We start from the raw sequence: 22,907 nt of genomic DNA, 5'->3' as shown, positions 1-22,907 counted from the left end.
CTTGAGGGGTGGGGCGGGGACGGGACGGGCCTACTTGCTGTCCTTGGCCGCCGACTCCGTGGTCTTGAGGCCCGGCAGGCTCAGGGCCTGTCCGGCAGGCTGGGCGCTGAGGGTGAGTTTAAAGGGAGAGAGGAATTTGCCCAGGGTCAGGGAGGTGTTGGCGGCACTGGCTCCAGCGGCTGGCAGTTGCAGGGTCAGCTGCCCCTTGCTGAGCACGCCGTTGTAGCTGCTCTTGAGGCCGGGAAAGGTCACGCGCGACTTTTCCTCGTCGGTCTGGGCGAACAGCACCACCACCGGGCCGTCGTAGTCGCCGACAAACTGCATGACCAGCTTGCTGCCGCTGGTTTCACCGTCGCCCACCTTGGTCTGCAATTCCCGGTCCCAGACCTGCACCTTCAGGGCCGCTGCCGCCGGGGGCAGGGCCGTCAGGCACAGCAAGGGAATCAGAATGCGGGTCATCATGGCAGTGTAACGAAGTCTCCTGGAGAGGGGTGGAAGGGGAGGCCGCAGCGGACTTCCCCGATGCTCCACTTTAATCTTTCAAGCTGATGCGCCCTTGACGAATCGCGGGCGCATCTTGAGGTCAGCTTGGGAGTTGCAGCACAGCGGGGGGTTATACGGATTCCGTTTGTTTCGTGTAGGAACCGGCGCTCTCCCGGTTCCTACATTCCACGTCCGGAGGGACGTTTTTCTCTTTCTCGCTCTGCTTCGCAGCTTTGCAAGTCCGCTCGGATTTCCAGGTGTTTCCAACACCTTTCAATCGGAGTCCGTATTACATCGCTTCGAGCATCAGTCGGTCCGGGTTTTCCAGCAGGCGGATCACTTCCTTGCAGAAGCGGGCGGCCTCCGCGCCGTCCACCAGACGGTGATCGAAGGACAGGCTCAGGTACATCATGTGGGCCACGACGATGTTGTCGTGTTCGTCCACGATGGGCCGCTTGACGATGCTGTGGATGCCCAGAATGGCGGCGTCGGGCACGTTGATGATCGGGAACGAGAACAGCGCGCCGATGGAGCCGATGTTGGTAATGGAAAAGGTGCTGCCGGCCAGCTCATCCGGGGCCAGTTTGCCCGCCTGCGCGCGGCCCGCCAGATCGACGACTTCATTCGCCAATTCAAAGATGCTCTTCTGGTTCACGTCCTTCAGCACCGGCACGGTCAGTCCCGCGTCGGTGGCGACGGCCATGCCCATGTGGTAGTAGCGCTTCTGCACGATCTCGCCGCTGGCTTCGTCGAAGGAGGTGTTGAGGCTGGGGTACTTCTTCAGGGCCGCCGTGACCGCCTTGAAGATGAACGGCAGGTAAGACAGCTTGACGCCCGCCGCCCTGGCCTCGTCCTTGACCCGGCCCCGGAACTCCACCAGCTTGGTCAGGTTGACCTCGTCCACGGTCAGCGTGCGGACGGTGTACAGGTGGCTGGCCTGCATCTGGTTGCTGATGGCCCGGCGCATTCCGCGCAGCGGCACGCGGTCTTCCAGATGCTCGTACCCCTTGGGCGTGCGGTACTGGACGGGGGCGACGGGCATGCTACCTGCACCCTTCGCGGCGGGCTGTGAAGGGGCGCTCTGGGTCTGGGGCGCCTGCGCCTGTGTCTGAGTCGGAGCCTGCTGCTGAGGCGCCGACGCCTGCTCTCCCCCGCCCTGCCCATGCGCCGTCACGTCCTGCACCCGGATGCGCCCGTTGGGGCCGCTGCCCTGCACCTGCGCCAAGTCAATGCCCAGCTCGCGGGCCAGCTGGCGGGCGGCGGGCACGGCCAGCACCCGGCCATCGGCGCGGGTGGCGGGCGCAGGCTCGCGGTTCAGCATTCCGGTTCCGGCGGTGGAGCTGCCCGGCGCACTGCTGCCGCTGCGGCTGCCCAGGCCCTGCACCTTGACCTGCTCGTCGGAGGCGAACGCCTTGAACAGGCTGCTGGAGTCGTCATCGGCCCCGCCCTTCATGTGGCCGGCCTCCACGATGCTGCCGCCCTGTTCCTCCTGGGCGACTTGCTCGCGCTCCTCCTGGGCCTGGGGGGGCAACTGGGCGTCGGCGGTGCCAGGGTTCTCGCCGCTGTCCTGAATGGCCTGGGTGGGGCTGGGTTGTGCAGCCGGGGCTGCCGCGCCTGCCTGCCCGCTCTCGTCGATCAGGGCGATGACGGCGTGAACGGCCACCACGTCGCCCTCCTGGGCCATGCGCTTGCTCAGGATGCCCGCCGCCGGGCTGGGCAGTTCCACGGTCACCTTGTCGGTCATAACCTCGCACAGCGGCTGTTCCAGGGCGATGGTGTCGCCTTCCTCCACCAGCCATTTGAGGATTTCGCCTTCGACAACGCTTTCGGCCAGTTCGGGGAGCAGAATTTCTTTCATGGGGTCACCTCGGTTGTGGGGTGGAGATTGTAGGGAGTGGGAAAAGAGGGAGCGGTGCGCGGGAGGCGGGAACAACGCGAGGCGAGAGGATCACGAATCGAGAATCAGCAGGTTTTTCATCTTTGACCGCGCCCCGCGCACCGCCTCCCGCTAGCCGATCAGGAACATCCGCAGGGCGCCGTACAACAGCAGCACCCCGCCCAGCACCTGAATCCAGCGCTCACCCTTCGCGTAGATCACGGCGCTGACCCCGAGCAGGACGAACATCAAACCGATGCTCAGGCGCTGCCATGGCTGCGGGAGATCGCCCGCCACGGCGTACACGCCGAAGCCGATCATCAGGCCGATGGTGCCCAGCAGCGGGCGCAGCAGATCGGGATTCAGCTTCATGGCCGCAGCGTAACGCGCCGTCTGGGTTTGCGCAGGACGTTAATAGTTCAGCGCCTGCACGCAGGCCGCCGTGATGCGGTTGGGGCCGGGCAGGTAGATCTTGTCCTGCACGTAGGGGTACGGAATGTCGAAGCCCGCCACCTGCCCCACCGGGGCCAGCAGCGAGTCGAAGGCCGCCTCCTGAATGCTGTACGCCACCTCGCCCATGAAGTTGCTGATGCGCGGGGCCTCGCTGACGAGGACGGCCCGGCCGGTCTTCTGCACGCTGTCCACCACCAGCGCCTTGTCCCAGGGCACCAGGCTGCGCAGGTCAATCACTTCCACACTCACGCCCTCGGCCTCCAGCGCGTCGGCGGCACGTTCCAGATCCGGCATCACGCCGCCGTAACCGATCAGGCTCAGATCGGTGCCCTCGCGGCGGATGGCGGCCTCGCCGATCTTGACGGTGTAATCGTGGCCCGGCACCTCGCCCTTGGAGGCGCGGTACAGCCGCTTGGGTTCGAAGAAGATCACCGGGTCTTCCCCCCTAATGGCGGCTTTCAGCAGCCCCTTGGCGTCGTAGGGCGTGCTGGGCATCACCACTTTCAGGCCCGGCGTGTGGGTGTAGTAGCTCTCGGGGCTCTGGCTGTGGTGGTGCCCGCCCTTGACGCCACCGCCGGACGGGGTGCGGATCACCAGCGGGGCGGTGTACTGTCCGCCGCTGCGGTAGCGCATCTTGGCCGCCTGCGAGATGATCTGGTCAAAGCCCGGCCCCATGTAGTCGGCGAACTGAATCTCGGCCACCGGCCGCAGGCCGCGCACGGCCATGCCCACCGCCGCGCCCACGATGGCGGCCTCGCTGAGGGGCGTGTCGAACACGCGCTGCTTGCCGAAGCTGGCCTGTAACCCGGCGGTGGCCATGAACACGCCGCCGCGCGCGCCCACGTCCTGCCCGAACAGCACCACCCGGCTGTCGCGCTCCATTTCCTCGTGCAGCGCCTCGGTGACGGCGGTGATCAGGTTGATGGTGCGGGGTTCGCCGGACGCGGCGGTCACGTCCTGACTTTCCTGGGTGGCGGTCATTTTCTCTCCCCTTCCTGCTCGGCCCGCAGCATGGCGGCCTCCTCGCGCAGGTGGGCGGGCAGGTCGGCGTACACGTCCTCGAACATGATGCGCCAGTCGGGTTGCCCGGTGGCCTCGGCGCGGATGACCTGCTCGTCGACCTCGCGGTGAACGGCGGAGATCATATTGGCGCGTTCCTCGGATTCGATGGGATGGCCCAGGTGTTCCAGCAGTTTCTCGACGCGCACCACCGGGTCACGCCCCAGCCACTCCTGCACCTCTTCGCGGGTGCGGTAGTGCTTCTCGGCGTCGGCGTCCGCGTTGCTGTGGGAGCCGACGCGGTAGGTCAGGCACTCCACCAGCGCGGGGCCGTTGCCGGCGCGCACCCACTCGGCGGCGGTACGGCCGACCTCCATGACGGCCACGATATCGTTGCCGTCCACGTAGAAGCCGGGCATGCCGTAGGCTTTCGCCTTGATGTGGATGTTCTCGCTGGCCGTCTGACCACTCAGGTTGGTGCTGATGGCCCACTGGTTGTTCTCACACACAAACAGGCACGGCGCGGCCATCGCCCCGGCCATGTTCATGCCGGCGTGCCAGTCGCCCTCGCTGGTGGCCCCGTCGCCGAAGGTGCACACCGTGATCTCGTCGGTGCCCAGGTACTTCTGGGCCATCGCGGTGCCGGTGGCCGGGGGCACCTGATTGGCAATGGAAGAGCTGATCGAGACGAAGTGCTGCTTGCGGGCGGCGAAGTGGTGCGGCATCTGGCGGCCCCGGCTGGGGTCGGAGTTGCTGCCCAGCACCTGCGAGATCAGCTCGAACATGGGCACGCCCAGCGCCAGGGCCAGCGTGTGGTCGCGGTAGTACGGCCAGACCCAGTCGTGGCCGGGCCGGATCGAGTGGGCCAGGCCCACCTGCGTCGCTTCCATGCCGCTGGACTGCGCGTAGAAGGTGGTGCGTCCCTGCCGCAGCAGCGTGATCAGCTTGCGGTCGAACTCGCGGGCGCGCAGCATCACGGCATGCAACTCGCGCAGGCGTTCAGGAGTGTAGGCGGCGGGCAGGTTCTGGACGGGCAGGCCGTCCTCGCCCACGTAGCGGATCGGTTCTTTCGTGAAGGGCTGAATCCCAGTCTCGGGAAAGGGTTCAACCAGAGGTGATGTGGTCATCTGAAGCGGGCCTCCTGAGCGTGCGGCAAAGGCTGGAACTCTCTGCCGTCGGCGGAATCTGTCTAACTGATGTCTAAACTAACGGGCGTTAGGCATTCTAGCCGCTCCGGGTGAGGAAGGCAGGGTCCAGGCCCGTCCAGTGGAATTGGACAACAGCAAGGAGCAGTCTCTGTGGGGAGAGGCTGAGGTGCGTTCAGTGCGCGAAAAAGATCAGATCGGTGGGGACGTAGTCGGGTACCGCTCTCCCCTCCCCTGCCGGGGCCAGGGTGTCCGACAGCCGCCGTGCCTCTTCCAGATAGGCGGTGAACGGCACGGCCCCCTCGCCCGTCTGCGGACGCTGGTCTCCGAACAGGTCCATCGGCGCCTCGTCCTGCGCGTGGGTCCAGGCCCCGGACATCCAGTCGAAGTCGTACAGCGGCAGGAAACGGGTCCCGTGTTCGGCCACGAATTCGATGGCGGCCAGCAGGAACTCCACCTCGTCGTCGCTGGCCCACGGCGCGAGGTTCAGGCGCGTCCAGCCGGGTTTGAGGCCGTCGATATTGGACAGCGCACACTGCATGTAGCGCTCGCTGCGCTCGTCGTCGATGTTCAGGAGCACATGGCCGTAGGGTCCGGCACACGCGCAGCCGCCGCGTGCCTGGATGCCGAAGAGATCGTTGAGCAGGCGGACCACCAGACGGGGATGCAGGTAACTGCCGTCCGGCGTTTTGACCAGAAACGAGAGAAAGGCGAGGCGGGCGGCCTGCGGGTTGCCCAGAATCTGAATCCGCCCGTTGGTTCCCAGACGCTCCAGCGCCCGCGCGAATAATTGATGCTCCCGCGCCGTCAGTTCGTCCACCCCCAGCTCCTCCTTGACCTTGAAGGCCAGGGCGGTCCGGAGTTTTCCCAGGATGGCGGGCGTGCCTGCGTCCTCACGCGCCTCGATGTCCTCGATGTACACCTGTTTGGTGCGGCTGACGTAACGCACCGTACCGCCCCCCGCCGTGCTGGGCACGTTCAGGTGGTACAGGTGATCCTGAAAACACAGCAATCCCGGCGTTCCTGGCCCGCCCACGAACTTGTGCGGGCTGAGGAACACGGCGTCATAGCCGTCCGGTTTGCCCGGCTTCATGTCAATTTTGACGTAAGGCCCGCTGGCCGCGAAGTCAAAGAAGGCATAGGCCCCGTGCTGGTGCAGGATGCGTGCCACCGTGCGGGTATCGGTCAGCAGGCCGGTCACGTTGCTGGCCGCGCTGAACGAGCCAATTTTGGGGCGGCGGGCGTAATGGGGTGCTTTCAGTGCCTGAACCAGCGCGTCCAGGTCCAGGTTGCCCTTCTCGCACAGCGGCAACTCCACCACCTCGGCCAGCGTCTCGCGCCAGCTGACCTCGTTGCTGTGGTGCTCGTAAGGGCCGACGAACACCACCGGGCGCTCGTGCTCCGGAATGGAGGCCAGCACGGTGGCGCGGTGGTCGCTGCACACCGTCAAGCCCAGGATGTCCTGAAGGCGCCGCACCGCCGCGGTGCTGCCCGAACCGCAGAACACCAGTTTGCAACTGGAGTCGCCTCCAAGTTGTCCTTTGATGTAGTCGGACGCCTGATGCGACAGGTGGGTGCTGTGCGCCCCGGTGGCGCTGTCCTCGGTGTGGGTGTTGGCGTACAGCGGCAGCGCCAGCGTGCTGATCCGCTGCTCCACGCTGCGCAGCGCCCGCCCGGAGGCCACGTAATCCGCGTAGGTGACCCGCCGCTCTCCGAAGGGCGTGCGAATCACGGCGTCAGTTCCGATCAGATCGGCCTGGAGAGTGGTGAAGTTCATGCCCGATTGTAGGAGCTTGGGAGTCTGAAGGCCAGATGAAGCTATGTCACCTGCCGTCTCATCCGGCGGTGACCCTGCGATTCCGGGGCGTGCCGTCTCGCGATACCGGTCACCGTCATGGTCTGGGCAGGCAGATACACTTGGGCCGATGAGCGGCTGGAATGTGATTGTGATTGGTGGGGGCCACGCTGGCCTGGAAGCGGCGTGGGCCGCAGCCAAATTCTCGCGGGTGGGCCTGCTGGTGGGCAACCCGGCCACCGTGGGCCGCATGCCGTGCAACCCGGCGGTGGGCGGCCCCGGCAAGAGTCAGCTGGTGTTCGAGATTCAGGCGCTTGGGGGCCTGATGGGCCGCTTGGCCGACGACACCGCCATCCATACCCGCGTATTGAACGCCAGCAAGGGACCGGCCGTGCAGTCGCTGCGGGTGCAGAACGAGCGAGACGCCTACGCCGAGCATGCCCAGGAGGTGATCTTCGGCCAGCCCGAGATCGACATTCTCCGGGGCGAGGCCGCCGATCTGGAGCCCGACGGGCTCGGGGGCTGGCTGGTGGTGACCACCGATGGACGCCGTCTCCCCTGCCGCAGCGTCGTGATTGCGGCGGGCACCTTTATGCGGGCGGTGACGTGGTACGGGCGGCAGTCACGCGCCGAGGGGCGGCAGGGTGAGCCGCCCTCGCGTTTCCTGTCTGCTCCGCTGGAGCGGGCTGGCCACAAGCTTAAGCGCTTCAAGACCGGCACGCCGCCCCGGGTCCGGGCGGATTCGGTCAATTTCGCGGAACTGCTGGAGATTCCCGCCGATCCTCAGCCGCGCGGCTTTACCGGCACGCCTGGCCCCCGCGCCCAGGAGTCGCCCACCTGGCAGACCCACACCACCCCGCAGACCCACGAACTGATCCACGAGAATCTGAGTGAGTCTCCGATGTTCTCCGGCGATATCGAGGGCAAAGGCCCACGCTACTGCCCCAGCATTGAGGACAAGGTGGTGCGCTTTGCCCACCATGATCGTCACTTGCTGTTTGTGGAGCCAGATGGCATCCAGACCAGTGAGGTGTACCTGCAGGGCTTCAGCTCCTCGCTGCCGCCGTACCTGCAAGACCAGCTGGTGCGCACCCTGCCTGGGTTCGAACGGGCGGTGGTGCAGCGCTACGCCTACGCTGTGGAGTACGACGTGGTGGATGCCACCGAACTTACGCTGAACCTGGAGTCCCGCCTGCTGCCCGGTGTCTTTACGGCGGGCCAGCTCAACGGCACCAGCGGTTACGAGGAGGCGGCGGCGCAGGGTCTGGTGGCCGGAACGGCGGCGGCCCGCCGCGCGTTGGGGCTGGACACAGCCACGATTGGCCGTGAAACCGGATACGTCGGCGTGTTGCTTGACGATCTGGTGTTCAAGAGCAGCGACGAACCGTACCGCATGATGACCAGTCGCGTGGAACATCGCCTGCTGGTGCGTCAGGACAACGCCGACGAGCGAATGACCCCGCTGGGGCAACGGCTGGGCCTGGTCTCTGACGAGCAGGAGGCCAAGGTTCGGGCCAAGTACGGGCGTGTGACGGAGGCCATGCGCTCCCTGGCTGCCCAGCGCGCCAACGGCCAGACCGGAGATGCCTGGTTGCGCCGTCCGGAATTCCATCTGGCCGATGTGGAGGCGCTGGGCCTCTCGCTCCCGGCCACGTTGGACGCGGCGGAGCGTGAGGCGGTGGAGATCCGCGTCAAGTACGCGGGCTATATCGAGCGTGCCCGTCAGCAGTTGGGGGCGGAGGCACGTGCCCGTGGCACCCGACTGGATGGCCTCGACTACGCTGTGGTGCCTGCCCTCTCCAACGAGGCGCGCGAGAAGTTAGGCCAGCGTCGGCCCGAAACCCTGGAGCAGGCGGCCCGCATCTCCGGCGTTCGCCACGCCGATATTGGCGCTCTGCTGGTCCACCTGAAGAAACAAGGCGTTTCACGGGAAACTTGACGGTGAAACAAGACTGTGACAGCAAGAATGAGTTTCACCATGCTGTCGACAGTCGTGGGTGCTTGACGGCACCGATGTTTCACGGGAAACTTGACGGTGAAACATCGGAGGGCAGGGTTGAATACATTTGAGGAAGGGCTGCTGCTGGGCGTTCTGATCGGCGAGGGGCATTTTGGCGGTGACGGCAAACAACCGCAAGTCACGCTGCGAATGCACACCCGGCACCGCAAGCTGTTCGAAACGATGCTGCGCCTGTGCCCCGGCTCTAAGCTGTACGGCCCCTACGAGCACGGTGGACGCAGCTATTTCCAGTGGATGGCGCGGGGTCAGGTGCTGCGCGAGACCCTGCTGCCGCTGCTGGACCGGCTGCCTCTCAGGGAGATTGATGAGCATGTGTATGAACGGTATGCCGATATGAAAGTCAGGTACGGCCTGTGAATTCCGACGGTGTGGAATTGCTGCGGCACGGGGCCGGCCTGCTGGGACTGGAGATCGGCGAACAGTTGCCCCAGTTTGCCAGGCTGTTCGCGCTGCTTCAGGAGGGCAATGCCCGGCTGAACCTCACGGCCCTGAAAACCCAGGAGGACATTGTCCTCAAGCATTTCGTGGACTCGCTGACCTGCCTGCGTGGGGGGTACCTGGAGGGGCCGCTGACGGTGCTGGATCTGGGGACGGGCGCTGGGTTTCCCACCTTCCCGCTGGCTCTCGTGAAGCCAGAGCTGCACTTCACGTCGGTCGACTCTATTCGCAAGAAAGTCGATTTTGTGCGCGACACAGCAGTCCAGCTGGGGCTGGAACAGGTCACCCCGCTGGTGGGCCGGGCCGAGACGCTGGGGCGCAGCGCCGACCACCGCGAGCACTATGACCGGGTGGTGGTCCGGGCAGTGGCCTCGTTGCCGGTGCTGGCCGAACTGACACTGCCGCTGCTGCGCGAGGGTGGCTTGCTGGTGGCCCAGAAAGGAGCCATCAGCGCCGACGAACTGAATGCCGGGCGGCGCGCCGCTGGAGAGGTGGGCGGCAAGGTTCAGGTCGTCGATCCGTTCGAATTGCCTGTGCTGGGCGACGCCCGGACCCTGATCGTGATCGAGAAGCTGGGGCGTACACCATCCAAATATCCCCGGCGAGAGGGAGTCCCCACCGCCCAACCGCTGTTCTGGACCCCACCCCAGAAGCAGGCACGCTAAAGTGGGGCGCAAAGGTGAGGTTGACTTGATGGGAGACGGGCAGAACGCGGGGCCGCAGGGCCAGGCACCACTACAGAGGACGCCGCAATGAAGGTGCTGGGGCTGGTGAACCAGAAGGGCGGGGTGGGAAAGACCACCACCGCGATCAATCTGGCGGCGTACCTCGCGGCGGGGGGGCGGCGGGTGCTGTTGCTGGACATGGACCCCCAGGGCAACGCCACCAGTGGTCTGGGCCAGCGTGGTGCGGAGCAGGGGCTGTACGAGGCCCTGGCCGACCCGGCCCGCGCCGCCGAGTGCGTCCGGCCCACCGACCAGCCGGGGCTCGATCTGCTGCCGGCCACGCCGGATCTGGCTGGGGCCGGTGTGGAACTTGCGGATGATCCCGACGCCCTGCGCCGCCTGCTGAGTCACCTGACCGGGTACGATCTGGTGCTGGTGGACGCGCCGCCCTCACTGGGGCCGCTGACCGTAAATGTGCTGGCCGCCGCCGACGCGCTGCTGATTCCGCTGCAGGCCGAGTACTACGCGTTGGAGGGGCTGGCCGGCCTGATGGAGACGGTCGAGCGGGTGCAAGGCGGCCTCAATCCCCGCCTGAAGGTGCTGGGGGTGGTGCTGACCATGTTCGACGGGCGCACCAATCTGGCGCAGGAGGTCGAGACGATGGTGCGTCAGCATTTCGGTGAGCTGGTGTTCTGGTCCGTGATTCCGCGCAACGTACGGCTCTCCGAGGCGCCCAGCTTTTCCAAGCCGATCAACGCCTTTGCGCCGCTGTCGAGCGGGGCGGCGGCCTACAAGCGGCTGGCCGAGGAGGTGATGTCGCGTGTCGAAAAAATCTAGCCTGGGGCGGGGTCTGGACGCGCTGCTGGCCCGCCCGGCGGCCGAGGCGGTGGCGGCGGATCGCGCGGGAAGTGTGCAGACCCTGAACATCAACCGCATCGTGCAGGCGGGCTACCAGCCGCGTCAGGTCTTCGAGCCGAGTTCGCTGGCCGAGCTGGCCCAGAGCATCCGCGAGCAGGGGGTGATTCAGCCGCTGCTGGTGCGTCCGCGTGGCGAGGCCTTCGAGATCGTCGCCGGGGAGCGCCGCTGGCGTGCAGGGCAACTGGCCGGTCTGACCGAATTGCCTGTCATCATCCGCGACCTGGGGGACCGCGAGGCGCTGGAAATTGCCATCGTCGAGAACCTGCAGCGCGAGGACCTGGGGCCGCTGGAAGAGGCGCGGGCCTATCAGGCGCTGCTGGACCAGGGGCTGAACCAGGAAGGGGTGGCGCAGGCGGTGGGCAAGGGCCGCAGCACCGTCTCCAACGCGCTGCGGCTGCTGACCCTGGGCGAGGGCGCCTTGCATGCCCTGGACAGCGGGCAGATCAGCGCCGGACACGCCCGCGCCATTCTGGCCCAGCCGGATGGAGACCGCGCCTGGGCGCTGGAGCAGATCACGTCGCGCGGCCTGAATGTCCGCGAGGCCGAGGCGCTGCGCCGCGAGGGCAAGGCCCGCCCCACGGCGCCCGTCAAGGTCAACCCGCCGCGCACGTACCGTCAGCTGGAACTGGACCTCAGCCGCCGCACCGGCACCCGCGTCCGCATTACCGGCGAGGATAAGGGCAAAGTGGAGCTGAATTACGGCTCGCGCGAGGAACTGGACCGGCTGCTGAACCTGCTGGGCTTTGAAGCCGAGCAATAGAACCAGGCAACAGGGGAGGGGAGAGGCGTACAAACCTCTCCCCTCCTTTGATATGAGGCTCAGCGGCCGGTGCCGACCAGAAAGATGTTGGGCCACGGGCGATAACTGCTCTTGAGGGTATCCTGCTTGAAGGTCTTGCCGTCCCGCATGAATTTGCGCGTGACCTCTATGACCGCGCCGGGAGCGGCCCAGTCCACCTGCCGGCGCTGTCCGGTAGGTAGGCTGGCATCCGCCAACAGCCGGTCGGCGGGCGAGGGGGTGGAGCTGAGGGTTTTCGGCGCACCGATGTCGACCGTAAAGTCCCGCGCCTTGCCGAAGACGCTGATGCTCAGGCTGGCCGCCTCGTCGTCCCACTCGGTCTGGAACCACAGGGCGCCGCCGGTGTCATTGGCGAACTTGAGGTCCAGGCTGGGCTGATAGATGGTGGCATCCAGTCCCTGCGGGTCGTAGTAGTGCACCTGATACGAGTGGTTCTGCCGCTGGGCGACCGGCAGCCCGGCCCCGTACAGGGTGCGGAAGACCGTGGTGCTGACTTGGCAGATGCCGCCGCCGACGCCACTGGCCGTGCGATCACCAGCGATCACCAGCCCCGTCACGTAACCGTTGCGGGCCGTGACCGGGCCGACAAAGCCGTTGAAGGAAAAGACCTTGCCGTCGAACAGGCGGTCATCGAAGTTCTTGGCGCCCACGTGAATGTTGGTCACGCGGTCCGCGCTGCTGCCGAAGTAGTTGGTCTGCCCCGTGCCCAGGTGCGTGGTGATGCCGCGCGACAGGAAGTAGTCGAGGGTGCGCTTGGGTGGGGTCTGACCAGTCACCACCACGCTGGCCTTGACGCCTTTTGGGTCCTGGATGGCCGCCAGCACGTTGGCGCGGGTGGCCTCCAGATCGATCTTCAGGGCATTGCGCTGGACCACGGACCAGCCGTCCCACAGCTCCTCGAAACGGGCATCCTGGGCCTTGCTGGACAGGCCGTTCACGAACGCCTTGAGGTCGGCGTCAAGACTGGCGGTGATCCCGCCACTCTGCCGGATCAGGACCATGCGCGGGCCGGGGATGGTCAGGGTGCGGGTCAGCGGAACCGTGGTCTTCTTGCCGTTCACCAGCGCCGGCAGGGTGGTTTCCACGTTGATCAGCAGCGGTGCCCTGAACGCCGGGGCCTTGGCTGGGGCTGGCGGCGCGGCTGGCGCAACAGGCTCCGGAGGTGTGGGTACCGGCGCTGGCTCTGGAGCGGGCTGCGGCGTCGGTTCAGGCAGGGGCATCTCCGGAACAGGGTCGGGGGTGGGCTGCGGTTCGGGCACCGGAACCGGCTCAGGCGCGGGGGCCGGGATGGGTTGAGGGGGCAGCGGCAGCGCTGGAATGGGCGGCATCTGGGCCACGCTCTGCCCCAGGGCCGCCGTCAGCAGCGCGGCCCCCAGGCCTAGGGACCAGCGAAGTTTTAAACTCATGCCCGGCAGTATTCCACGCACCAGTCGCGCGTCTGTGAGGGCAGCTTAGCGGGGCTGTAATTCCGCGTGCCCGGCCAGTTGCCGCCCGATCTCGGCCACGGCCAGGTCCGCGTGGTGGCGTCCGTTCTCGATGAACACCTGATTGGTCCTGCCCGCGAAGCCTGCGCTGCCCACCACGAACAGGCCCGGCACGCTGCTCTGATAGTGCTCGTCCAGCACCAGACACGCGTCCGGCTGCTGGGCCAGATTCAGCTCTGCCAGGAAGGACAGGTCTGGGCGGTAGCCGGTCAGCGCGAAGGTAAAGTGGCTGGGCAGCTGGAAGGTCGTGCCGTCTTCACGCTCCACCGTCACCTCGTCCGTGCCGATCTCGATGACCCGCGAGTTGAAGTGGGCGTCGATGCTGCCCTCCTTGATGCGGTTTTCCAGGTCCGGGCGCACCCAGTACTTGATGGTGTTCTTCAGTTCTGGGGCCCGGACCACCATCGTGACCTTCGCGCCGCCGCGCCACAGATCAAGTGCCGCGTCCGCCGCCGAGTTGCCCGCGCCGATCACGGTCATGTTCAGGCCCATGAAGGGGTGCGCCTCGGTGTAGTAATGGCTGACATTCTGACCGTCCTCGCCGGGAATGCCCAGCGGCAGCGGATTGTCGTAGTACCCGGTTGCCACGACCACCCGCCGCGCTTCCAGCACGTCCGGGGTGCCGTCGCGCCGCTCAATGGCAAGCGTAAAGCCTGCCGGGGCGGCGTGGACCGCCGTGACCTCGGTGTACTGCTCGATGTTCAGCGCCTCGCGCTGGGCCACCAGGCGGTAGTACATCAGGGCGTCGCGGCGGTCGGGTTTGTCATGGCCGGTCACCATCGGGTGGTTGCCGATTTCCAGTTCGGGGGCGGTGGTGAAAAAGGACATGTAGGTGGGGTACTCGAAAATCGCGTTGACCACACAGCCCCGGTCAAGCACCACGTAGCTCAGGCCAGCGCGTTTGCAGGCGATGGCGGCGGCCAGCCCCACCGGGCCAGCGCCGACGATGGCGACATCAAACAGGTCAGAGGGAAGTGCAAGGTTCATCCGGCCATTGTGTCAGTCCCGGCCACCACCAACCGTGAGATTTATAGACGCCAGACCGGGGGAGGGGAGTGGCAGGCCACACGCAGAGGGGCGCGGGGGAAGAGCTGTGCCTTCCCCCGCGTGCCCCCGATCCACGGGCCTGTGGACTGCCGCTTACTTCTTGCTCAGTTCCCGCCACAGCGTTCCGGTGAAGCCGAAGGAGCGCATGGGATTGTAGGTGGCCGCCGAGGCCCCCTGCAGGGTGCTGCGGACGGGCCGGATGTTGGTCTCGGCGGGCAACACGATAAAGGGGCTTTCCTGGTAGGCGCGGTCGGCCACCTGTTTGTACAGTTTGGCGCGGGCCGCGGCGTCCACGGTGGTGCGGGCCTGCTCCAGCCAGCGGTCCACGTCGGCGTCTTTCCAGTTGTTGGTGGGGTAGAAAAAGCCGCCGGAGCTGTAGAAGGTGTACAGGAAGTTGTCGGGATCGGCGTAGTCCGCGCTCCAGCCCATCGGCAGCATGATTTCCAGGCCCTCCTGCATCTTCTTGGACTGCTCGGACCACGGCTCCTCGATGATGTTGATGCGGAACTTCGGGTTCAGGGCCTCCACGTTGCGCTTCAGCAGTTCGAGGGCCACCTGTCCGGCGATGTGCCCGGTGCGGTAATTGGCGTTGATGGTAAAGCCGTTCTTCCAGACCTCGCCGCCGCGCGCGGCCTTGAACAGCGCCTGGGCCTGGGCTGGATCGTAGCTGTAGGTCTTGGTGGCCCTGGAATAGCCGGGGAAGGTGTCCGGCAGCAGCATGGTGCGCTTGACGGCCTTGCCGCGCTGCACGTCGCGCATGTACTGGTCGTAATCGAAGGCGGAGGCAAAAGCCCGGCGCACCGCCGCGTCCGCGAAGAAGTCGGCGGGAATCCCCTTGCCGTCCAGCTTCCCGCTGCCCAGCGCGGCACTGTTCTTGATCTTGTTGTTCATGAACAGCGCCTGCGCCCCGGCGCTGGGCAGGTTGTCCAGCACGGTCACGCCGGGCTTGCCCTTCAGCTGCGCCTCCACGTTGGCGCGCGTGCCGGCCTCGATCAGATCGGCGTCGCCGCGCAGGAAAGCCTGCTGACGCACGGCCAGTTCGCTTACCTTCTGCATGATCACGTTGCTGATCGCGGGTTTGCCGCCCCAGTATTCGGGGAACGCTTTGAGCAGCACGTTGTCGGCGTCGCGGCGCAGCAACTGGTACGCCCCGGTGCCGCTGGGCTGGGCGCTCAGTCGGCTGGCCGACACGTCCTTGCCCACCCACTCGCGCCAGGTGGCTTCGGAGCCGTTCCACTCGCCCAGCTTGGCGGCCCACTTGCTGTCCAGCACGCCCTGCCCGGCAAAGGCCAGCTTGGCCATGAAGGCCGGGTCCGGCTTGGGCAGCTTGAACACCAGTTGCCCCTGCGCGTCGCAGCTGACCGCCCCGGCGATGCGCGCCCAGGTGACGCTCTTGTCGGCCGCGGCGTTGTCGCGCGTGCCCAGCAGCGCGTCGCTGATGAACCAGTTGGCCGACTCGGCGCTGTTGGTGACCAGATTGCGGCGGTAGGTGTACTGGGCATCCAAGCAGGTCATGGGGTTGCCGCTGTGGAACTTCACGCCCTTGCGCAGACTGACCGTCAGGGTCTTGCCGCCGTTGGTGTAGGTCGGCAGGGCCGAGGCCAGCAGCGGCGTCATCTGGGTCAGGCTGGCACCCTTGTAGGTCCACAGCGTCTCGTACATGTTTTCCAACACCTGCAGGCTGAAGGTGTCGTAGGCGGCGGTGGGATCCAGCGTGGTCACGGTGGCGGCCTGCTGGATGACCAGCGTGTCTCTGGGCGCGGCGGCCACGGCGGCAGAACACAGCAGGGCGCAGGTGAGGGGCAGGATTCGGTTCATGACGGACCTCCGGAGCGTGAAGAACGGGGGAGAGGAGAGCGGATCCTGATTTGTGGCGCCTCCCACTATGCCCCGCCAGATCAGCGGGGACCAACGGCGGCGCTCGCTCTTTCTGGACAATACACATCTGGCCCGCATGACGTTCCGGTCTGGCGAACCCAGAATGGGGCGGGAACAGTTCGGCCCCCCCCCTGCCGCCCCTCACCCCTGCAAGGACGTGAACCATGAAACGCATGGCCCTGGCCCTGACCGCCCTTTCCCTGGCCTCTCTTGCCCTCGCGGCCACTTACCGCAGCGTCGCCCTGAGCCTCAAGCAGGACCTGGGAGACCTGACGGTGACCGCGAACGACGCGGCCTCGCCGGTCCTGGGTGCCCGCAATCCGGCCGTCAGAAATGGTGTGGCCTACGTGTCTGCCTCGCATTCGCTGGGCGACTGGGCGGTCGGGCTGAGTCCAAAATTGCCGATCAACCTGACGGTTCAGGCCAGTCAGGGCGAGAGCAGTCTGGATCTGCGGTCTCTGAAGCTGCTGGGCCTGCAAGTGACCCAGGAACTCGGCAACCTGCAGTTAAAGTTGCCTGCCGCCAACCTGAAGGCGACCTTGCGGCAGGCGCAGGGCGACACCACCATCACCCTGCCGCCGAACACCGGAATCAGTCTGGAGGTCAAGAAATTGACCCAGGGAACGCTGGTCATGAATGGCAAGAAGGTGGCCGACGGTCAGGACTTCAACGGCACGTACCAGAGTGCTAACTTCGGGACGGCCACGTACAGGATCAATGTGACGGTGACGGTGGGCCAGGGAAACCTCACCGTCAGGTGAAGCTCTGATCTACCCGCTCAATTGGAAACCCCCACCCGCAAGTTGGGTGGGGGCAACAAGTTCCGGAGGAGGTTAGGGCAGGCGGTAGTTCAGGCCGATGCGGGCGGTGCTGCCCAGGCCGACGTTGGTGGTGTTCGCGCCGCTGCCGACGCGGACGTAGGCGCCCGCATTGCCCTCGACGAAGACGCTCAGGGGCGCGGAGATGTTGTAACGCAGCCCCAGGGTGGCGTGGGGGTAGACGCTCAGGCCCAGGTTGCTGCCCAGACCCGCGCCCGCGCCCAGGCCGACGCCGTAGTACGGGGTGAAGCCGCCCAGCGAACCGACGCCCGCGAAATCCGCCAGATAATCCACGCTGGCGTTGACCGACAGCGCATTGAAGTTGAAGTTGATGGCGTCCAGGTTCAGGCCGTAACGGATCGCCGAATTGGTGGTCAGGTCGTTCTGGTAATGCACGCTCAGGCCAGAGCCGATGGACCCGCCGACATAATTCGCGGCGGAGGCAGAGGAAACGGCGCCGAGCGCCAGGAGGATCAGGGTGGCTTTCTTCATGGTCCCACCATAGCCAGATCCCTTCGGTGCTGAAAGGTCACGGGCTTCACATAAACAAACGCAGACCTTTACCGCTCACTTATCCTTTGACTGGGTGCGCGCCGGACGGATTCAGACCGGGGTGGTCGCGACCACCGAGAGCCGCTCCAACGCCTGCGCGATCTCATCGCGTGACTTGCAGAAGGCCACCCGCAGCAGGCCTTCGGGGGCGGGGTGCTGAGCGTAGAAGGCCTCGCCGGGAATCACCGCGACGCCGCGCTGGACCAGCGTCTCGGCCCGCCACTCGGGGTGAATGGCCGTCAGAAAATAGGTGCCCTGCGGCAGGAAGACGGTGGCCCCCAGCCCTCTCAGCCCTTCGGCCAGCAGGTCCTGCCGGGCGCGGTACTCGGCGCGCAGCCCCTCGTAATAGCCCCCCGCGCGGGCGACGGGCAGGGCCGCCGCCACCGCCGCCTGCAGGGGGGTGGGCGCGCAGAACGAGCCCTGCTGCCGCACGCCCGCAACGTTGGCCGCCACGCCCTGCCCGGCCTGTCCTGGCGGGCAGGCGATCCAGCCCACGCGCCAGCCGGTGGCCTCCAGCCGTTTGCCCGCGCTGCCCACCGTGAAGGTGCGTTCGGGGGCCAGTTCGCGCATCGGAAGGGGTTTCTCGCCGAAATACAGCTCGTCGTAGACCTCGTCGCTGATGATCCACAGGTCATGCTCGCGGGCCAGCGCCACGATCTCCGTCAGCTCCTCGCGGGAGAACACGGTGCCGGTCGGGTTGTACGGACTGTTGAGCAGTAGCGCCCGCGTGCGTGGAGTCACGGCGGCCCGCAGCGCCGCCAGGTCCAGGGACCAGCCCCCCGCCAGGTCCAGCGTCATGGGCACCGTGACGGGCGTGGCCCCGGCCAGCCGTGCCTGGGGCAGGTACACGTCGAAGACCGGCTCCAGCATCAGGACCTCGTCCCGGCTGCCATCATCACGGGGACCGTACAGCGCCAGGGCCAGCACGTTCAGCGCCTCGGTGGCCCCGCAGGTCACGATCACGTCCACGCCGTCCACTCCCAGGTCTGCGCCGATGGCGTCGCGCAGCGCGGGCAGGCCGGCAGGTGGGCTGTACTGGTCCAGCGTGCCCACCGCCCGCCGCGCCGCGTCCAGCAGAAAGGCCGGGGGGGCGTCGGCCGGAAAGCCCTGCCCCAGGTTGACGGCCCCGTACTGCGCGGCCAGACGGCTCATGCGGGCAAACACGCTCTCCTGAGAGGCGCGGGCGCGGGGCAACAGTTGGGGCATGGTTCAGTGTGCGCTCCGGTGGGGGGCGGCGGGGGCAGGCGGGTCAGACAGGGGGCGAGACCGCGCTGGCCTGGACGGGTCCGTCCGATCCTCACGGCGCGTGTTCATCCGGCTGTGCGAGGATGCGCTGCGTGAGTGGCACCCTGATTCCCGAGGCGCTTCCCCTGCCCGCCGTTCCCCGCACGCTGAGCCTGGGGCTGGTGCTGGTGGTGCTGATCGTGGCCTTCGAGTCGATGGCGGTCAGCACCGTGCTGCCACGGGTGGCCGAGCAGCTCAGCGGGCTGGCCCTGTACGGCTGGGCTTCCAGCGCTTTTTTGCTGTCCAGCCTGTTTGGGGCGGTGTTGGGCGGCGTGCTGGCGGACCGGCGCGGGCTGGCCTTCGGCGCGGTGCTGGCGCTGGTGCTGTTTGCCGCCGGACTGCTGGTGGGCGCGGCGTCCCCCACCATGCTGGTGTTCGTGCTGGCCCGCCTGTTGCAGGGGCTGGGGGCAGGCGGGCTGGCCGCGCTGCCGTGGGCGGTGATCAGCACCCGCTACCCGCCGGCCGCCCGCGCCCGGATGCTGGCGGCCATTTCCAGCGCGTGGCTGCTGCCGGCCCTGATCGGCCCGCTGATCGCCAGCGTGATGGCGGACCAGTGGTCGTGGCGGGTGGTGTTCTGGGGGCTGGTGCCGCTGCTGGCCCTCAGCGCGCCGCTGTGCGTGCTGCCGCTGCGGGTGCGGGTCCGGCAGCCGAGCGAGGGGAAGGCTGCGCGGAGCAACCGCCGCGTCCTGTGGGCCGCGCTGGCGCTGTCGGTCTCGGCGGGGGCGCTGGTGGAGGGCCTGCGCCGCGCCGACGCGCTGGGCCTGCTGCTGGGCGTGGCGGGCGTGCTGGGCGTGGGCCTCAGCACCCGCACGCTGTTCCCGGCCGGCATGTGGCGCTTCGCGGGCGGCCTGCCCAGCGCCCTGATGGTCCGGGGGCTGGCGGCGTTTGCCGTCATGGGCACCACCTCCTTTCTGCCGCTGGCCCTCAACGAGCTGCGCGGGCTGAGCCTGACCGGGGCGGGCATCATCCTGTCGCTGGGCGGCGTGACCTGGACCCTGGGCTCATGGATTCAGGCCCGTCTGGAGGACGCGCACGGCGAGGCGTCCCGGCCCCTTCGCATCCGGGCCGGGCTGGGCGGCGTGGCCGTCGGGGTGGCGTTGACCGCCCTGGGGGTGCTGGGCGCCGCGCCGCTGTGGGTGGTCTACCCGGCCTGGGTGCTGGCGTGCCTGGGCATGGGCGTCGGCTACACCAGCACGTCGCTGTTCGCCATGTCCAGCGCCTCGCCGGAGGGTGCGGGGCAGCTGTCCGGGCAGCTGGCAAACATCGAGTCGCTGATGGTGGCGCTGGCCGCAGGCATCGGCGGCGCGCTGATCGCCCGCGTGCGCCCGCTGGACGGGGCCTTCACGCTGGCCTTTGCAGTCACGCTGCTGGGGGCCGTGCTGGCGCTGGTTATGGTGGGCCGACTGAGGCGGTCGTCCGGATCCTGAAGGGGTGGGCGGGCTGCGGCCGCTAGCCCAGCATCAGCGCGTGCAGCTCTTCCATCAGGGCCTCGCCCTCGTCGGTGGTGCGGGCCACCACGAAGATGGTGTCCTCGCCGGCAATGGTGCCCACGATGTCGTCGCGGCGCAAGCGGTCCATCAGCAGCGCCACCCCGGACGCGTGGCCCTCGGCGGTGCGGACCACCAGCACGTTCTCGCCCCGGTCCACGTCCTGCACGAAATTCTGGAACAGCCGGGCCAGCTCGCCCTGCACGTCGCCGTGCCCGCCCGACTGCGACAGAGCGTAGCGGTGGCGGCCCTTGCCCACCGGCACGCGCACCAGCCGCAGCTCGTTGATGTCGCGGCTGACGGTGGCCTGCGTGACCAGCACGTCCTCGCGCCGCAGGAAGTCCACCAGTTCGCCCTGCGTGGCGACGCTCTCGCGGGCGATGATGTCCTGAATGCGTTTCTGACGCTGTTCCTTGCTGAGCTTGCCTGGCACGCCCGCTACTCTATGCAGTGGGGGTGAATAATGCAATTGGGGGGTGGCGGCAGGCTCAGCTGGTCCGCGCCCCGCGCACCCGCAGCGCCTCGTCCAGCAAGCGCCGGGCCACCTCGCGCTTGCTGGTGCGCGGCCAGTCCTCGTGCGTCCCGTCGGCGCGGACCAGGGTGACCTGATTGTCGTCGCCGCCGAACGCGGTGCCGGCCTGCGTGGGGTAGTTCAGCAGGATGAAATCCGCGTTCTTGCGCGCGGCCTTGGCGGCGGCCCGCTCCACGCCCGCGTGCGTTTCCATCGCGAAGCCCACCAGCACGCGCCCGCCCTTCTCGCACCCCAGCTCGGCCAGGATGTCGGGATTGGGGGTCAGGTGAATGCTCACGTCGCCCGCCACCTTGGCCTGCTTTTCCCCTTTCAGCTCGGCGGCGCGGTAGTCGGCCACGGCGGCGGTCATCACCACGATGTCGGCGGTCTGGGCGGCTCCCAGCACAGCGTCGCGCAGTTCCAGCGCCGACTCGATGCGGACCACAGCCATGTCAGGCGGATCGGCGAGACCCACCGGCCCCGTGACCAGCGTGACCTGCGCGCCCCGGTCGCGCGCGTCCTCGGCCACCGCGAAGCCCATCTTACCGCTGCTGGGGTTGCTGATAAAGCGCACCGGGTCCAGATACTCGCGCGTCGGCCCGGCAGACACCACCACCTTCAAACCCTCCAGATCGCGCGGGGCGGCAGGGTTCAGCACTGCCAGCACGGCGGCGGCAATCGTCTCCGGCTCGGCCATGCGCCCGAGGCCCGCGCCCTCGCCACGCGTGCCGAACGCGCCGACTTCCGGCCCCAGAAAGTGATGGCCCCAGTCTTTGAGCCGCGTTACGTTGGCCTGCACCGCCCGGCTATGCCACATGGCCGCGTTCATGGCCGGCACCCACAGCACCGGCCCCTCGACACTCAGCAGTGTCGCCAGCGCCAGTTCGTTCGCGTGGCCGCCCGCCGCCCCGGCCAGCAACTCGGCAGATGCGCCCACGATGACCACGGCGTCGGCCTTCGCCAGTGTCAGGTGCAACGCGTCGGGGCGGGGCGAGAACCACGCCGCGTCGGTGCCCACCGGGCCGTCGGCGGCGGTGGACAGGCTCAACTCGGTCACAAAGGCCAGCGCGGCGCGGGTAGCGATGGCGTTGACCCGGGCGCCGCTCTCGCGCAGCCGCCGCAGCACGGACGGCGCCTTGATGGCCGCCATGCTGCCGCCCACGATCACCAGCACCGTTTTCTGATTCTCTGCCGCCGTCTGTGCCATCACCTCTGGAGTCTAGCGGGCCGACTGCCGGGGAGAGCGGCCTGTCGGTCTACCCCAGCCCCGGCAGCAGCGCCACCACCGCCGCAATGGTCAGCACCGAGCCCAGCGTCGTGACCAGCACCACGCCCGCCACCGTGTCCGCGTCGCCGCCGTATTCCTGGGCGATCAGCAGCGCGTTCACGGCGGTGGGCATGCTGGCCGACAGCACCAGCACCGCCAGCGATTCGCCGCGCAGGCCCACCAGAAAGCCCACGCCCAGCGCGATCAGCGGGCCGCCGATCAGCCGCACCACACCCGCCAGCCACACCCGGCGGTTCAGGGGTGGCCATCCGCCCGCGCCCAGTTGCAGGCCCAGCGAGAGCAGCACCAGCGGCAGCGTGGCCTCGGCCAGCAGCGACACCCCGCGCGTCACGCCCTGCGGCAGCGGCACATTCAGCACCCGCAGCGCCACGGCGATCAGCGCCACCCAGACGGTGGGCAGCCGGAACACCGACTTGAAGATGTCGGCCGCGCCGTACCGCTGCCCAGACCTGGAGGCCGAACCGTAGATGGCCGGGCCGACGATGTACATGGCGACAATCGAGACCAGAAACACGACGGTGGCCCGGTCAAACCCGCTGTCCCCGAACACGAACAGCGCAATCGGCAGCCCCATGTTGCCGCTGTTCCAGATGCCCGAGGCGGCGCTCAGGCTGCGGCGTTCGGCGTCGGGGCGGCCCAGCCCGGCCACGGCGCCCAGCCCCAGCGACACGGCCATCACCAGCAAAAAAGCCAGCCCCAGTTGCCCGGCCTCGGCGGCGCGTACAGGCGTGCGCAGAATCACGTCCAGCACCAGCGCCGGAATCAGCAGGTACATGGTGAGGCGCGAGACCGTGACCTGATCGATCTTCATGCGCGAGGCCAGCAGCGCCCCCAGTCCGGCGACGATCATCACGGGCAGCAGCACGTTGCTCAGGGCCTGGAACATTCAGGGAGCATCCTGCCATAAACGGTGGGGCGGCGCTGGCCGGACCACGCGGCCGCAAAGCCATGAAAGACCCCCTCCGCT

Annotated in this window: 21 protein-coding genes; 7 read left to right on the top strand and 14 right to left on the bottom strand. The window is 67.6% G+C overall.

Features of this window, described 5'->3' with window-relative positions; genetic code table 11:
• Positions 1-30: 30 nt before the first annotated feature.
• The 6 genes from FHR04_RS09100 to FHR04_RS09075 all read right to left on the bottom strand — a co-directional run bounded on the left by FHR04_RS09100 (position 31) and on the right by FHR04_RS09075 (position 6,733).
• On the bottom strand, positions 31-459 hold the full coding sequence (locus FHR04_RS09100) for a hypothetical protein (protein WP_139402637.1): 429 nt from the start codon (positions 457-459) through the stop codon (positions 31-33).
• 313 nt (positions 460-772) lie between these two features.
• Entirely contained in the window at positions 773-2,341 is a 1,569-nt protein-coding gene (locus FHR04_RS09095; RefSeq protein WP_139402635.1) for a dihydrolipoamide acetyltransferase family protein, read from the bottom strand.
• Between the two features lie 150 nt (positions 2,342-2,491).
• Complete coding sequence (locus FHR04_RS09090; RefSeq protein ID WP_039687729.1) at positions 2,492-2,731, bottom strand: hypothetical protein; 240 nt, start codon at positions 2,729-2,731, stop codon at positions 2,492-2,494.
• 39 nt (positions 2,732-2,770) lie between these two features.
• Positions 2,771-3,793 (bottom strand): alpha-ketoacid dehydrogenase subunit beta, encoded by a 1,023-nt coding sequence (locus FHR04_RS09085; protein WP_139402633.1) that lies wholly within the window; start codon positions 3,791-3,793, stop codon positions 2,771-2,773.
• On the bottom strand, positions 3,790-4,938 hold the full coding sequence (locus FHR04_RS09080) for a thiamine pyrophosphate-dependent dehydrogenase E1 component subunit alpha (RefSeq protein ID WP_139402631.1): 1,149 nt from the start codon (positions 4,936-4,938) through the stop codon (positions 3,790-3,792). Before FHR04_RS09080 ends, FHR04_RS09085 begins: the two co-directional genes overlap by 4 nt.
• Positions 4,939-5,131: 193 nt before the next feature.
• Positions 5,132-6,733, bottom strand: coding sequence for an aminotransferase class V-fold PLP-dependent enzyme (locus FHR04_RS09075; protein WP_139402629.1), 1,602 nt, complete (start codon positions 6,731-6,733; stop codon positions 5,132-5,134).
• 148 nt (positions 6,734-6,881) lie between these two features.
• Here FHR04_RS09075 and mnmG point away from each other — a divergent pair, with 148 nt between their 5' ends.
• From mnmG to parB, 5 genes are all read left to right on the top strand, one after another.
• The gene (gene mnmG / locus FHR04_RS09070; RefSeq protein WP_139402627.1) at positions 6,882-8,690 is read left to right on the top strand and encodes a tRNA uridine-5-carboxymethylaminomethyl(34) synthesis enzyme MnmG; all 1,809 of its coding nucleotides are present in this window, start codon (positions 6,882-6,884) and stop codon (positions 8,688-8,690) included.
• Between the two features lie 117 nt (positions 8,691-8,807).
• Positions 8,808-9,128 (top strand): hypothetical protein, encoded by a 321-nt coding sequence (locus FHR04_RS09065; RefSeq protein WP_039686158.1) that lies wholly within the window; start codon positions 8,808-8,810, stop codon positions 9,126-9,128.
• Positions 9,125-9,874: a 16S rRNA (guanine(527)-N(7))-methyltransferase RsmG gene (gene rsmG, locus FHR04_RS09060; protein ID WP_139402623.1), complete on the top strand. Its 750-nt coding sequence runs from the start codon at positions 9,125-9,127 to the stop codon at positions 9,872-9,874. Before FHR04_RS09065 ends, rsmG begins: the two co-directional genes overlap by 4 nt.
• A gap of 87 nt (positions 9,875-9,961) precedes the next feature.
• Complete coding sequence (locus FHR04_RS09055) at positions 9,962-10,711, top strand: ParA family protein (RefSeq protein WP_139402621.1); 750 nt, start codon at positions 9,962-9,964, stop codon at positions 10,709-10,711.
• Positions 10,695-11,552: a ParB/RepB/Spo0J family partition protein ParB gene (gene parB / locus FHR04_RS09050; RefSeq protein ID WP_139402619.1), complete on the top strand. Its 858-nt coding sequence runs from the start codon at positions 10,695-10,697 to the stop codon at positions 11,550-11,552. Before FHR04_RS09055 ends, parB begins: the two co-directional genes overlap by 17 nt.
• Positions 11,553-11,611: 59 nt before the next feature.
• Here the strand turns inward: parB and FHR04_RS09045 are convergent, their stop codons facing one another.
• From FHR04_RS09045 to FHR04_RS09035, 3 genes are all read right to left on the bottom strand, one after another.
• Complete coding sequence (locus FHR04_RS09045; protein WP_139402617.1) at positions 11,612-12,997, bottom strand: VanW family protein; 1,386 nt, start codon at positions 12,995-12,997, stop codon at positions 11,612-11,614.
• A gap of 45 nt (positions 12,998-13,042) precedes the next feature.
• The gene (locus FHR04_RS09040; protein WP_139402615.1) at positions 13,043-14,062 is read right to left on the bottom strand and encodes a YpdA family putative bacillithiol disulfide reductase; all 1,020 of its coding nucleotides are present in this window, start codon (positions 14,060-14,062) and stop codon (positions 13,043-13,045) included.
• 153 nt (positions 14,063-14,215) lie between these two features.
• Complete coding sequence (locus FHR04_RS09035) at positions 14,216-15,940, bottom strand: ABC transporter substrate-binding protein (RefSeq protein ID WP_139402613.1); 1,725 nt, start codon at positions 15,938-15,940, stop codon at positions 14,216-14,218.
• Positions 15,941-16,164: 224 nt separating this feature from the next.
• On the opposite strand from FHR04_RS09035, the gene FHR04_RS09030 reads away from it, so the two are divergent.
• On the top strand, positions 16,165-16,761 hold the full coding sequence (locus tag FHR04_RS09030; RefSeq protein ID WP_139402611.1) for a DUF4097 family beta strand repeat-containing protein: 597 nt from the start codon (positions 16,165-16,167) through the stop codon (positions 16,759-16,761).
• 72 nt (positions 16,762-16,833) lie between these two features.
• Here the strand turns inward: FHR04_RS09030 and FHR04_RS09025 are convergent, their stop codons facing one another.
• Both FHR04_RS09025 and FHR04_RS09020 read right to left on the bottom strand, forming a co-directional pair.
• On the bottom strand, positions 16,834-17,310 hold the full coding sequence (locus FHR04_RS09025) for a hypothetical protein (RefSeq protein ID WP_139402609.1): 477 nt from the start codon (positions 17,308-17,310) through the stop codon (positions 16,834-16,836).
• Between the two features lie 111 nt (positions 17,311-17,421).
• Complete coding sequence (locus tag FHR04_RS09020; protein WP_139402607.1) at positions 17,422-18,576, bottom strand: pyridoxal phosphate-dependent aminotransferase; 1,155 nt, start codon at positions 18,574-18,576, stop codon at positions 17,422-17,424.
• A gap of 131 nt (positions 18,577-18,707) precedes the next feature.
• Here FHR04_RS09020 and FHR04_RS09015 point away from each other — a divergent pair, with 131 nt between their 5' ends.
• Complete coding sequence (locus tag FHR04_RS09015; protein WP_249039051.1) at positions 18,708-20,081, top strand: MFS transporter; 1,374 nt, start codon at positions 18,708-18,710, stop codon at positions 20,079-20,081.
• Between the two features lie 22 nt (positions 20,082-20,103).
• Here the strand turns inward: FHR04_RS09015 and argR are convergent, their stop codons facing one another.
• The 3 genes from argR to FHR04_RS09000 are packed head-to-tail and all read right to left on the bottom strand — an operon-like array spanning position 20,104 to position 22,826.
• Positions 20,104-20,574: an arginine repressor gene (gene argR, locus FHR04_RS09010; protein WP_039686136.1), complete on the bottom strand. Its 471-nt coding sequence runs from the start codon at positions 20,572-20,574 to the stop codon at positions 20,104-20,106.
• A gap of 55 nt (positions 20,575-20,629) precedes the next feature.
• On the bottom strand, positions 20,630-21,859 hold the full coding sequence (gene coaBC / locus FHR04_RS09005) for a bifunctional phosphopantothenoylcysteine decarboxylase/phosphopantothenate--cysteine ligase CoaBC (protein WP_139402755.1): 1,230 nt from the start codon (positions 21,857-21,859) through the stop codon (positions 20,630-20,632).
• 49 nt (positions 21,860-21,908) lie between these two features.
• Entirely contained in the window at positions 21,909-22,826 is a 918-nt protein-coding gene (locus FHR04_RS09000; RefSeq protein ID WP_139402603.1) for an AEC family transporter, read from the bottom strand.
• Positions 22,827-22,907: the final 81 nt, after the last annotated feature.

Source organism: Deinococcus radiopugnans ATCC 19172, assembly GCF_006335125.1.
GTDB lineage: Bacteria > Deinococcota > Deinococci > Deinococcales > Deinococcaceae > Deinococcus > Deinococcus radiopugnans.
Note: the sequence above shows the minus strand (reverse complement) of the source record. Positions and strands in the feature narration are given on the sequence as shown.